The organism is Hungatella effluvii, assembly GCF_003201875.1.
In the GTDB taxonomy this organism is placed as follows: Bacteria; Bacillota; Clostridia; order Lachnospirales; family Lachnospiraceae; genus Hungatella; species Hungatella effluvii.
The window spans coordinates 438181-451475 of record NZ_QJKD01000003.1 but is presented as its reverse complement, the minus strand read 5'-3'; the positions used below and the strand labels follow the sequence as shown (position 1 = coordinate 451475).

Annotated in this window: 6 protein-coding genes and 3 pseudogenes; 8 read left to right on the top strand and 1 reads right to left on the bottom strand. The window is 43.2% G+C overall.

The window, feature by feature from the left end:
- Positions 1-56 precede the first annotated feature (56 nt).
- Entirely contained in the window at positions 57-2558 is a 2502-nt protein-coding gene (recQ, locus tag DFR60_RS07935) for a DNA helicase RecQ (protein ID WP_110322410.1), read from the top strand.
- A gap of 379 nt (positions 2559-2937) precedes the next feature.
- Here the strand turns inward: recQ and DFR60_RS07930 are convergent, their stop codons facing one another.
- Positions 2938-4389, bottom strand: coding sequence for a DDE-type integrase/transposase/recombinase (locus tag DFR60_RS07930; protein WP_110322409.1), 1452 nt, complete (start codon positions 4387-4389; stop codon positions 2938-2940).
- 341 nt (positions 4390-4730) lie between these two features.
- Between DFR60_RS07930 and DFR60_RS07925 the strand changes: the two genes are divergently transcribed.
- The 7 genes and pseudogenes from DFR60_RS07925 to nhaC all read left to right on the top strand — a co-directional run bounded on the left by DFR60_RS07925 (position 4731) and on the right by nhaC (position 12647).
- Positions 4731-5393, top strand: a complete 663-nt coding sequence (locus tag DFR60_RS07925) for a toll/interleukin-1 receptor domain-containing protein (RefSeq protein ID WP_110322408.1) — start codon at positions 4731-4733, stop codon at positions 5391-5393.
- Between the two features lie 149 nt (positions 5394-5542).
- Complete coding sequence (locus DFR60_RS07920; RefSeq protein WP_110322407.1) at positions 5543-6118, top strand: ADP-ribosyltransferase; 576 nt, start codon at positions 5543-5545, stop codon at positions 6116-6118.
- 119 nt (positions 6119-6237) lie between these two features.
- Positions 6238-7518 (top strand): annotated as a pseudogene (locus DFR60_RS07915) (HRDC domain-containing protein); the annotation flags it as partial.
- A gap of 44 nt (positions 7519-7562) precedes the next feature.
- Positions 7563-8005 (top strand): annotated as a pseudogene (gene tnpA, locus DFR60_RS07910) (IS200/IS605 family transposase).
- 135 nt (positions 8006-8140) lie between these two features.
- Entirely contained in the window at positions 8141-9361 is a 1221-nt protein-coding gene (locus tag DFR60_RS07905; RefSeq protein ID WP_110322405.1) for a hypothetical protein, read from the top strand.
- Between the two features lie 194 nt (positions 9362-9555).
- Positions 9556-11088: pseudogene (locus tag DFR60_RS07900) on the top strand (HRDC domain-containing protein); the annotation flags it as partial.
- A 158-nt stretch (positions 11089-11246) separates the two neighbouring features.
- Complete coding sequence (gene nhaC, locus DFR60_RS07895) at positions 11247-12647, top strand: Na+/H+ antiporter NhaC (RefSeq protein ID WP_110322404.1); 1401 nt, start codon at positions 11247-11249, stop codon at positions 12645-12647.
- The last annotated feature ends 648 nt before the right edge of the window (positions 12648-13295 follow it).

Genomic DNA, 13295 nt, shown 5'->3' with positions numbered 1-13295 from the left:
TGGTATGATATTAAACATTAGGAACAATAACAGAACGATAAGAGGATAAGGACTTAATGGATAAATATCAGGTGTTGAAACAGTATTTTGGATACGATACTTTTCGAGAAGGGCAAGAGACTTTGATTGACAGTATAATAATGGGAAAGGACGTATTTGGCATTATGCCGACCGGTTCAGGGAAATCGTTATGTTTCCAGATACCGGCGCTTATGATGGATGGAATTACTCTGGTCATCTCTCCGTTGATCTCACTGATGAAGGATCAGGTGGCGACGCTGAACCAGGTTGGTATTCATGCGGCATTTTTAAACAGCTCGCTGACGGCGGGGCAGTATTATAAGGCTTTGGAATATGCGAGAGAGGGAAAATATCCTATTATCTATGTGGCTCCGGAGCGGCTGGAGACGGATGTGTTTCTCGACTTTGCATTACATAGTAAGATTGCAATGGTGGCTGTGGATGAGGCTCACTGTGTATCGCAGTGGGGGCAGGATTTCCGTCCCAGCTACTTGAAAATTGTGGAATTTATCAAAAAGCTGCCGGAGAGGCCGATTGTCAGCGCTTTCACGGCTACGGCTACGAAGGAAGTAAGGGAAGATATCATTGATATTCTTATGCTGCGCGAACCGACCGTGGTAACTACCGGTTACGACCGTCCCAACTTATATTTAGGCGTACAGGCTCCGAAAGACAGGTATGCGGCGTTAAAAAATTTTGTGGAAACCCATCCGGATCAATGCGGAATTGTATATTGTCTGACCAGAAAATTGGTGGAAGAGGTAAGTGACAGACTGAAAGAGGATGGTTTTTCCGTCACAAGATACCATGCGGGCTTGAGTGATGCGGAGAGACGGAAGAATCAGGACGATTTCATCTATGACCGTTGTCAGGTTATGGTTGCGACGAATGCGTTTGGTATGGGAATTGACAAATCCAATGTGAGATTTGTAATTCATTATAATATGCCGAAGAGTATTGAGGCGTTTTATCAGGAAATCGGACGCTGCGCCAGAGATCAGGAACCCGGTGAGTGTATCTTATTCTATAACGGTCAGGATGTGATTACAAATCAGTTCTTCATTGATAACAACACGGATAATCAGGAGTTGGACCCGGTAACCCGGCAGATCGTGGCGGAGCGTGATAGGGAGCGGCTGCGCAAAATGACGTTCTACTGCTTTACGAATGAGTGTCTGCGCGACTACATACTGCGATATTTTGGTGAGTATGGCTCCAATTACTGCGGTAATTGTGTGAATTGTATCAGCCAGTTTGAAACTGTGGATGTAACGGAGATTGCAAAGGCATTAATTGGCTGTGTATTTTCCTGTCACCAGCGGTATGGAGTAAATGTGATTATAGATACGGTTCACGGAGCGAATACGGCTAAGATACGGCAGTATCGAATGGACAGTAATCCATATTATGCGGTACTGGCTAAAGTCCCCACATTTAAGCTGCGGCAGGTGATGAATTACCTTATGCTGCAGGAATTTTTGACAGTAACGAACGATGAATATGCAATTGTCAAACTGACTGCCAATTCTGAAAAGGTTCTGGACGAAGGTGAGTCGGTAGTGATGAAGATGGCAAAAGAACAGGATCATCCGGCGAAGGTGAAGAGTGAGAAGAAGCCGAAGAAAGGTAAGATGGCGGGAGTCGAGTTATCAGAGGCTGATGAAGCGTTATTCGATAAGCTGCGGATGCTTCGCAGCGAGATCGCCAGAGAGGAGAAAGTACCTCCATATATCGTTTTCTCTGATAAAACTTTGGTGCATATGAGTGTTGTGAAACCAAGAACGAAGACGGAAATGCTGACGGTATCCGGTGTCGGAGAATTTAAGTTTGATAAATATGGGGAAAGATTTTTGGCGTGTGTGAAGGCTGAAGTTGGGGAGGTTTATGCTGCGCCAGTAGCGGATAAGGAAATTGATAAGGGAAATGGTGTTGGATATCGAACCGGAGATAGTAAGGAAAATGGTGCTGCCGGGAACGCGAAAAGCGTTGCTGGTAATGTTGGGATAGATGGTATAGAGGACGATGGATATTTTGACAGTGACGATCTGTATTTCAGCAGCGACAGTGGAGAGTTTGACGATTGGTCAATAGACGACGCGATGGCTGCCTGGGAAAGTGCGGCCAATGAACCGGTGAAAAAAGAGGAAATGCCTGTCGAGATTAGCACTGTTAAAAAGAAAAAGTCCAAGGCTGGCAAGACGGAGTTTGTTATGACGGAGGAGTTGGCAGAGCAGCTTCACTATTCAGAACAGGTGTCTTTAAGTGATTTTATAGGCCAGATCAATGACCTTAGAGATGATGAGATTATGAAGCGCCTGACGATTAAATCGGTAGAACAGAAGCTGATCGATGACGGTTGCTTTGAAGAACGGTTCATTAGTGGGATGAAGCGGAAGAGTTTGACTGAGATGGGGGAAACGTTTGGGATCGTGGCGGAGAAGCGATTGAGTGAAAAGGGGAACGAGTATGATGTGTTTTATTATACGGAGAAGGCACAGAGGGGGATTGTGGAGTGGTTGCTGGAGCTGGAAAAATAGGCAGATAAAATGTGGGGGTATTTCGTTATTACTATAAGAAGATGAGATGATGACAAGGGCACGATGATGTCATCTTTATGGAGTTGTAAATATTTAGATGGGTAGTGTCAAATGATTTATGAAAACCCGAAGCCGAGTGAACCTGCAACATTAGAACCTTGAAAACTGCAGATATGTAAGAAACTGGCCGTTCCCGCCACCCTTGACGGCACGCTAAAACAATGCTCTGAACGTCTTACCGACGGCGAAGAACTCAAGAACAGATAAAGTTTCACCGTCGTTGTCACAGCATTATAGCATTGTTTTGGCGTGCCATCAAGGGCAGGTCCCTTTGGGATGGCTGCGTTTTGTCCCTCCGGTTTGGAATCTAAGAACAGATTTAGCCGGATGCCTGCTGTTCTTGCAGACGGAGGATGGTCTGCTGTCCGAGCAGGATCAGGAGCTGCCATTTGCCGGGCATATTATCCGGGCCTTCCAGAATGGCGACTTGATTGAGCACCTGATAGTGGTTGTGCTTATGAGGGCGCAGGAAGTTGTAGTAGGCGACCCAGAGCGCCACGTTGTAGTTGGCGCCATTGTAATTATCGTAGCCACAGCTGACCCGGTAAGTGGATTTGAAGGTGCGGTTGAGCCGTTCGATCATCTGTTTGTAGGGACGGAACTCCTTGGAGACGGCATCGTCGTTTGTGAGACCGATCACCTGGGTGATGTCAAATTGGAAGCCTTCCCCCAGTTCCCGAGCGAACTGCAGGGCGGCCAGCGGATAGGCGCTGTAGCCATCCGCAATGAACCGGAACTTCTCCGGGAGACTTTTCATGCCCCGGAAAGCCATGCGCATGGCGAGGATACATGGGCCGACCGAGCGGTTATCTGAAACCTGATAGCCGAGGAGGGATCGGGAGGCGGCGTCCATGATGAACCAGATGTAACCTTTGATGCCCCGGACCTTGATATAGGTCTCGTCAGCGGTGAACACGGATGACTTCGGGTATTCATAGTGATCGACAAAGGGCTTGATGACTATGGCGGCTGTCCTGGCATAGTTGGCAACCTGCTGGTGGGAGATTTTAATCCCATAGAGGTCATAGAGAGCCTGAGCGGTTTTTCTCAGGGAAAGCTGAAGGTTCACATGCAAGGTAAGGCACAGGGACATGATGTGTGCGTTATGTTTGGAGAACTTCAGGGAGGAAGCGTTCTTTGGCAGGGAGTCTAAGTCCATGCGGAAGAAATCCACGGTGAATTCCCGGTAGAGGTAATGGAGCTTGTATTTATTTTTACCATAATCCTCGTCCAGATGTTGTTTATCAACCCTGGAGAGGCTATGCAGATAGAAGGAGCACTTTGGATTGACACATTTGTGTAAGCGGAAGAACTTCCGGTCCTTCTTGGGGACGAGTGAGTGCCCGCAGTAAGGGCACACGAAGCGGAGCGGCGAAGTAACCACCTCCCCGGTGACGAAGGTCTGCCCACAGACCTTGCACTGGTATTGTCCGTTGCCACCATTATTATCATAGAGATAGTGGTGTGGAGCGCCACAGAGGGGACAGACGATATCCTCAGGAACGGATTTCCCATTGCGCCGCTGGACCGGTCTAAGGGTTTTGCCATACTTCCAGAGGTAGTATTCCAGGAGGAACTGCCAGTCTTGTTTGATGAAGGGCTTGATGACAGGGAGGCGGTCAGTGGAAAACTTCTGGTATTTAGGTGAATGGGAATCATCGAAGGCCCACTGCTTGAGAGGGATATATCTGCAGATAAAGTTCAGGAGCCAGCAAATAGTGTTGTATTGTTCTTGAATTACAGTAAGTAAATAGAGTATAATGTTATCCATAGCAATGATCAATCCTTTGGTGATGTTGGTTGTGGTGACTACATTATACCAAAAAAGGGGAGGTCATTGCTTTTTTATTTTCAAAAGTGGTGTAATCCTTGGAAATACAAGGTTTTTAATAAAAAACGGGATGTCAGACTTGACACTACCTTTAGATGAATGGAGGTATATTTATGAAAGATTTTTTTGTGAGCTACACAGGAACAGATATTAATTTTGCAACTTGGGTTGCAGAAGTATAGGAGTCAGAAAATTATAGTGTAATCATTCAGGCATGGGATTTTAGGCCAGGAGATAATTTTGTTACAAAAATTAACGAAAGTCTTAAAGAATGAAAAAAATTGATAGTTATTTTGTCAGATAGTTATTTGAAATCGAAATGGTGTGAAGCTGAATGGACAGTGAAATTGGCAGAACAAATACGTTTAAATGAACGACGCATCATCCCAATTAGAATTGCTCCTGTCAACTTAGAAGGGCTTCTATCACCCATTGTATATATTGATATTGTAGACAAAACAGAAGATGCTCAAAACGAGATTTTAGCAGGTGTTAAAGATATTAATTTGAGAAAATCCGTGAAAGGATATCCGGCTTATTATAATATTGAACATATTCAGATTGATAATGATTACTATGTAAATGACTCTGAAATTATTTTTCAAAAATTATGTAGATGTAGAGTGCTACAAAGCGGATTTAACAAGATACATAATAGAATCACTTGGTTTGCAGATGAAGAAATATCATTGTCATCTATGACGGGTGGGGTAGAAATAGAATATTTAGATTTGCGGGATACGAACTTGAACTATAATGTTGTTTTTGACCACGAATTTGCTAAAGATGAAGTAATAGAATACTGTATTAAGACTGTTTTGACAAACAAGAATCAACATTTTGCAAATTTCTTTTCTACTGAGGTCATTGCGCCAATTAAATATACATTTATTCATTTCAGATCCTACTGTGAAAAAATATTATACTCAAAAATTATCAAGTAGCCCTATGAATGTGAGAACTGAACGACCACAAGAACATAATTCTTATATGCCTTCACATTGGTATATAAAAGAGCCGGAGCTTAATTTTGAATATAAAATATTTTGGTAATAGTTGAATTTAGCGTTACTAATGACAAGAGTAGATAAAAATGTTTAGAGAAAAATATATTATAGATGATTATTCATATAATGGAATTGTTTATCGGGCGGTGTCTTGTAAAGAGTTAGAAAAGATGTATGTATCCTGGAGTAAAAATCTATCTTTTAAAGAAAAAAAGGCATTTCAGAAATATCGTAAAAAGATAAATTTAAGCAATAACATTAATGCCAACTTAAGAGAAGGAAAAGAATCATTGGAAGCGAAAATAATATCGCAGGCATTAAGTAGAGCTAAATTATCCAATAATATTATTGTATATCGGAATTTAGCAAGACACGAAAATGAAGATATGAAAAATAGAATAGAAGGAGAAATTTTTAAAAGGAATGATTTTAAAGGGATGCATGTTAAAAAAATTATTAGAAAAACCTGGCCAATAAGCAATAGTGCTGGATATATGATTTTACTCATTCCTAGAGGTGCTCATGTAGCTTATATAAATAATTTAACTAGGTTATATAGAAATGAGAAAGAATTATTGATAGACAGAAATCAACAATTCCAGTTAATAAAAGTCATTAAAGTATTAGGAAAATTAGGATATGTAACATTGCTTAAAGTTTGAGATTTTGTTTTATATTAAATAGTGTCCAGGATAGATAATTGTCTAGAACTGCTATTAGTAACATAATGTGACTAAATAATTAATTTTGATAATTTCGTGTTATTACCTTGACACAATTCGGAAGAGTAGGCAGAGACGGGGAGCCTGCGGAGTGCAGCCTGCTTTACGGCGGTCAGAATTTGATTACCAATCAGCTGTTTATCGATAATAACCGGGATAATCAGGAACTGGATAGCGTAAACAATGCCATCGACCAGGAGAGAGACCGGGAACGGCTGTGGAAGATGACGTTTTACTGTTTTACAAATGAGTGTCTTTGGGATTACATACTGCGGTATTTTGGAGAGTACGGGAGTAATTACTGCGGAAACTGTTCCAACTGCTTAAGCCAGTTTGAGCAGGTGGATGTAACGGAGATTGCGAAGGCATTAATTGGCTGTGTATTTTCCTGTCACCAGTGGTATGGAGTAAATGTGATTGTAGATACGGTACATTGGGCGAATACGGCTAAGATAGGGCAGTATCGAATGGACAGCAATCCATATTATGCGGTACTGGCTAAAGTCCCCACATTTAAGCTGCGGCAGGTGATGAATTACCTCATTCTGCAGGAATTTTTGACAGTAACGAACGATGAATATGCAATTGTTAAGCTGACTGCCAATTCTGGAAAGGTCCTGAACGAAGGTGAGCCGGTAGTGATGAAGATGACAAAAGAACAGGATCATCCGGCAAAGTTTAAGCGTGAGAAGAAGCCGAAGAAAGGAAAGATGGCGGGAATCGAGTTAGCAGAGGCTGATGAAGCGTTATTCGAAAAATTGCGGATGCTCCACAGCGAGATTGCCAGAGAGGAGAAAGTACCTCCATATATCGTTTTCTCTGATAAAACTTTGGTGCATATGTGTGTCGTGAAACCAAGAACGAAGACGGATATGCTGACGGTGTCCGGCGTCGGAAAATTTAAGTTTGATAAATATGGGGAGAGATTTTTGGCATGTGTGAAGGCTGAAGTTGGGGAGGGTTATGCTGTGCCAGTAGCGGATAAGGAAATTGAGAAGGGAAATGGTGCTGGATATCGAACTGGCAATAGTAAGGGGAATGGTGCTGCCGGGAACGCGAAAAGCGTTGCTGGTAATATTGGAATAGATGGTATAGAGGACGATGGATATTTTAACAGTGACGATCTGTATTTCAGCAGCGACAGCAGAGAGTTTGACGATTGGTCAATAGACGACGCGATGGCTGCCTGGGAAAGTGCGGCCAATAAACCGGTGAAAAAAGAGGAAATACCTGTCGAGATTAGCACTGTTAAAAAGAAAAAGTCTAAGGCTGGCAAGACGGAGTTTGTTATGACGGAGGAGCTGGTTCCCCGATGCTTGCATCGTAACTTGCTTATCTAAAAGAGAAAAAGGTGATACTATGTAAGCGGAAAGGAGAGTTGTAGATGAGTGAAAATATACACAAATCGCACAACGTATCAAAGCTTATGTATCATTTTGTATTTCCAACAAAATATCGGAGAGTGGTAGTAGATGACGAAGTAGAACAGGTAATAAAAGAAACCTGTATAGAAATAAGCAAGCGTTATGACATTTATTTTTGGAGATAGGAATAGATAAAGACCATGTGCACTTTCTCATACAATCCGTGCGGAGTTACAGCCCCACTCAGATCGTAAAGATCGTAAAAAACATAACAGCGAAAGAAGTGCTTAGCCGATGCACAGAGGTGAAGAAAAAATTATGGGGAGGGAATTTTTGGTCATCGGGATATTATGTATCGACAGTGAGTGAGCATGGAAACGAAGAAGTAATAACGAATTATGTTAAAAATCAGGGGAATGAGTATAAGAAACTATTACGAAATACAGGGTTGAGGGACAATTAAGCTTGTTTGAAACTGAGTAGAGGTAGAGACAGGGAAATTTACATACCCCCGCTTTTGTGCTTGCACCAGGGCAGTTGATTCTATATTATTTAGATTAAACTGTATTAGAGAATTTTAGATAGAAAGGATAATGCTATGCGTAGAAATTTACCGTTTCCATTAAAGGGCTATATAAAACTTTGTGGCTTTTTACATACCGCATGGACGCAAGGCTGGTTAGATGAGTATTCTGACGATCACTTTTTGATTAAAGCTATTGAAAACAGATTAGAGACTTTTGTGGGGAAAGAACAGCTAATTGAGAATGATATTAATCAACAAGGTATAATAGATTTAAATGGTAATAATAATATTTCTTCGTTTAATATCAACTTTTGTATAAATTTTTCAAATCGTATGCAGTTTTTGATACAAGAATTTGGAGTTGAAAATATTAAGAGTTTTATTACAAATCAGATGTCAGCTGGAAAACAGCATTATAAAGAAGATACTTTTTTCGAAGCACTTTCAGAAGTTTCGATCCTTTCATTTTACGCTACACGATGGCATTGGGAACAGGTTATATACGAGCCAGCAGTTATTGCAGGAATTAATAACAAGAATCCGGAAGCCAGATTTATAGGAAGTATTAACTGCAAAAGTGATAGCGGAATAACTGCAGAATCTGAAAGGTTGGTAACAGTTAATATCGAGGTTAAGTCACCTGAATTTCCACATGATAATCATATAAATGAGAAAATTGTCATTCCAACTGTGATGCTTACGAATGATGGACGTAAAGAAATTAAAAAGCTTTGTGCTGAACACAATGTAGTCTATATGGACCCTCGTGTGCTCAAAATTAGGGATTTTATTAACAGTGCTGCAGGTAAATTTTCAGTGCCACTTAAAGATGAGTTTAATTTACTTTATATTAATTGGTCCTATCGCGATTTTCCATCGAATAGCTTTTTGGAAGCGTGGGCATTATTAACAAATCCAGTAAATGGTATTCTAGTACACCCAGAAGTTGCAGCCGATATTGGAATTGTACCAGATGCTTTTGAGAAAATTACAGCAATTATTGTATATACTGAATCGTTGGAAGGTTTAATGTTTTCAGATTTTAAGCATGTTTGGCAACATAATGGTGCAGGACCTAGATTCCGTATGTGGGTTATTAATGAGGAATTACGAAATGCTGAGTGGGCAGATAAATCGAATGTATTGTTATATATTACAGGTATGAACCCTAGTAGAGAATTGAATCAAATCGCAATGATAGATTATAAGTCGAAGACAGATATGGAAAAAATAGAAAGAGAGATATTTTGTTTAGAATTGCAAAGAATGATTAAGAAAAATTTGAAAAGGTGACAGTGTATTATTTGTTAATTTTCTGTTATAATGCCTAAGTTGTTTGCTAAAACCCGATGTAGGGGCTTAGAATGGGCAACTAAGATTTACAGAGAAAGAGTAGACAAAGTGTATAATGCTGCGGAGAAAATGGTTGATATTTTGATTGCTGGACTGAGGTACAATATAAATTATTTCGTGTCATTACCTTGACACAATCCGGCAGAGCTGGCAGAGACGGGGAACCGGCGGAGTGTATCCTGCTGTATGGCGGCCAGGATGTAATTACAAACCAGCTGTTTATCGATAATAACCGGGATAATCAGGAACTGGATGCCGTGACCCGTGCCATTGTCCAGGAGAGAGACCGGGAACGGCTGCGTAAGATGACATTTTACTGCTTTACCAATGAGTGCCTGAGAGATTATATCCTTCGGTATTTCGGAGAATATGGAGAGAATTACTGCGGAAACTGTTCCAACTGTCTGAGTCAGTTCGAGACGGTGGACGTGACGGAGATTGCCGTGGAACTCATCGGATGCGTGGAGAGCAGCAGGCAGCGGTATGGGACCAACGTGATTATCGATACGGTCCACGGCGCCAATACGGCAAAGATCCGTCAGTACCGTATGGATGAAAATCCCCACTATGCAAAGCTTTCCAAAGTGCCGACCTATAAACTCCGCCAGGTGATGAATTACCTTCAGCTCAAGGAGTATCTGGGCGTGACCAATGACGAATACGCCATCGTAAAGCTGACGGAGAAGTCGAAGGCGGTACTGGAAGAGGAAGAGCCGGTTGTCATGAAGATGGCAAAGGAACAGGAACATCCGGCAAAGGTGAAGAGCGAAAAAGGAAAGAAGAGCCGAAAGGGGCTGGCGGCCGGCCTCGGCGGCGCACAGTTTACAGAGCGCGAGGAAGCGCTGTTTGAGAAGCTGCGGACTCTGCGCGCGGAGATTGCGAAGGAGGAAAAGGTTCCGCCGTATATCGTTTTCTCTGATAAGACACTGACCCATATGTGCATGGTGAAGCCGGGGACGAAAGAAGAGATGCTTAAGGTGACCGGGGTAGGGGAATTTAAGTATACGAAATACGGAGAGCGGTTCCTTGCATGTGTGAAGAAGGAGACCCAGGCAGAGGCTGGGGCAGCGACTGGTTCAGAGGCTGGTGCAGCGGCCGGGACAGCGGCAGCGGTTCCCGATTACAGCGGATACGACGACGGTGATGATCTGTACTTTTTCAGCGGGGAAGAGGATTTGCCGGACTACTCGCTGGAGGCGGCTCTTACGGCGTGGGAAAACGGAAGTCCGGAAAAAGCGGATCTGCCGGGAGATACATTACCGGAGAAGGCGTCTTCAGCAGAGGAAAAGGAAACTAAGAAAAAGTCATCAAAAACAAAATCAGAATTTGTAATGACAGAGGAACTGGCAGACCAGATTCACTATTCGGACCGGGTAACGCTAAGTGATTTTGTGGGACAGATTAACGATTTAAGGGACGATGAGGCCATGAAGCGTCTGACTATAAAATCCGTGGAGCAGAAGCTGATGGAGGAGAAGTGCTGGGAGATACAGTTTTTCAACGGAATGGGCAGAAAAAAGCTGACGGAAGAGGGCGGTAACTTCGGAATTGAAGCGGAGAAACGGCTCAGTGAAAAAGGAAATGAATATGAGGTCCTGTACTATACGGAGAAGGCTCAGCGCGGAATCGTAACATGGCTTCTGGCTGGGGATCAGAACTTATCCTGAAATCAGAATTTGTCCTGAAATCAGACTTTCTTCTGGTATCAGTAAAAATATATCTTTTTCAACAAAATCCTAGCGTGAGTTATTTTTTTAACACAGTGTTTGAGCTATGATAGGATACGAGCTGTGTTAAAAAAATAACTATTGGAGGGCAACACTGTATGGGAACAAAAGAGAAGGAGCAAAAGACGCTTAACGGGATTCAGTCGGCGGTGCTTCTGCTGTTAATTGTGGCGGCGGTAGCGGTCTGTATTCGCTTTAAGGTCGGCGGACCGATGATCGGGCTGTTTTTCAGCTGGCTGATTATCTATGTATTCTGTATTGTATTGAAGATTGACTATGAGCATGTAAAAGAAGGAGCTTTTGACGCGTTGAAGGTGGTTCTGCCTACGATGACCATTTTGATGGCGATCGGCGTTCTGATCGGAACCTGGATGGCGTCTGGAACGATTCCTACCATCATTGTGTACGGTTTGAAATCCATCAATCCGGCATTTTTACTGACATTTACTCTCATTTTTACGGCGGTATTAAGCCTGGTGACAGGAACGTCATACGGCTCCGCGGGCAGCGCCGGTGTGGCCATGATGGCGATCGGCAATGCTATGGGAATCAATCCGGGAATGGTCGCTGGAGCGGTAATCTGCGGCGCCATGTTCGGTGATAAGTTAAGCCCGTTTTCCGACACGACCAATCTGGCTCCTGCCGTTGCGGGAGCGAAGCTGGGAGACCACATCAAGAGTATGCTGTGGACGACGCTTCCTCCGATGATCATCAGCATTATTTTCTTTACCGTAGTGGGGATACAGCAGACCAATGGCGGCTATGATCCGGGGGATTTGAATATTTACATTGATTACTTACAGGGCGCGTTCCACATCGGCTGGACCACTCTGATCCCGGCTATTTTGATTATTGCACTCCTGATGTTCCGGGTAGGCGCGTTTGAAGCGCTGGGAATCGGTGCGATTGCGGGAGCGCTTGTGGCGATTTTCGTCCAGGGCGTTGATGTGCGGTCGATCCTTAAGGTTTGTTATGACGGATTTACCAGTGATACAGACATTACTGTGCTGAAATCCATCTTAAACAGAGGCGGTATGGCGAGCATGCTTCAATATGTGGCTATTATCACTTTTGCAGTAGGAATGGGCGGAATGCTGGACCGCCTGGGTGTTCTTAACAATATTCTTTCCGTCTTTATCAAGCGGATCAACAGCGACGGTTCCCTGGTGCTGGCAACGCTTTTAACCGGATATGTAACCAGTATTGTCAGCTGCTCCAGCCCGATGTCCCATGTACTGACCGGACGTCTGATGCAGCCCCTCTTTAAAGAGCGCGGTGTTGCGCCGAGAATTCTTTCCCGGTGTCTGGAGGACAGCGGCACACTGGCAGGACCTATGATTCCATGGCATGGCTATGGTATTTACATGGCGGGAACCCTGGGGGTTACGTGGGCGCAGTATATCGGATTCGTTCCGCTGCTGTGGCTGACGCCGGTATTCTCGATTCTGTATGGATTTACGGGGATTTCGATCAAGCATGTGAACGATGAAAAAAAATAGAACGCAGGCAGAATATGCCGGAGGAAAGAGGGTGCGGAGCAAACCGCACCCTTTTCTTTTGGCGTATTCTGCTTTTTAAGGGGCAGGAATGACTGTGAACAGCTGACGGATAGTTGCTCAAAGGAGTTGCTGAATGATACTCTGCGTGCTACAATCGAATCAACAATTATAAAATAGAATTGGAGTATGTGCAGTGAGTAAGATCGTAATATTGACAGGAAGCAAAAACGAGGGAAGGGAATCAATACTTTCAGGAAGACGATATGCAGCTGATTTATTTTAAACTTATTTCTCATCGGTGTATGTAAGCGCTCAACGACTGCCTTCAGTTGCGCACTGATTCCGTAAAAATAGACCAGCGATGCAGTTACCAGAATCTCTGCATCTGTCAATTTATATGAAAGAAGATGGTACTGCTTTTGGTCGCAGGTGCTGCTCTGCCCTCCGTTTTTTACTCGACAAAAGTACAGTATCAGCTGATCCTTGACTTCTTTAACAAAATTAACGGGAATTCTCCCAGCCTCTATAGGTGGGAGATGAATCACAAAAACAAACTTAGCGGCAGTGGCGGGCAGATATCCCCCACTGACATGAGGTCAAAACAATCCGGGCAACCGGATAAAATGGTAGCATAGCTACTATGTCATT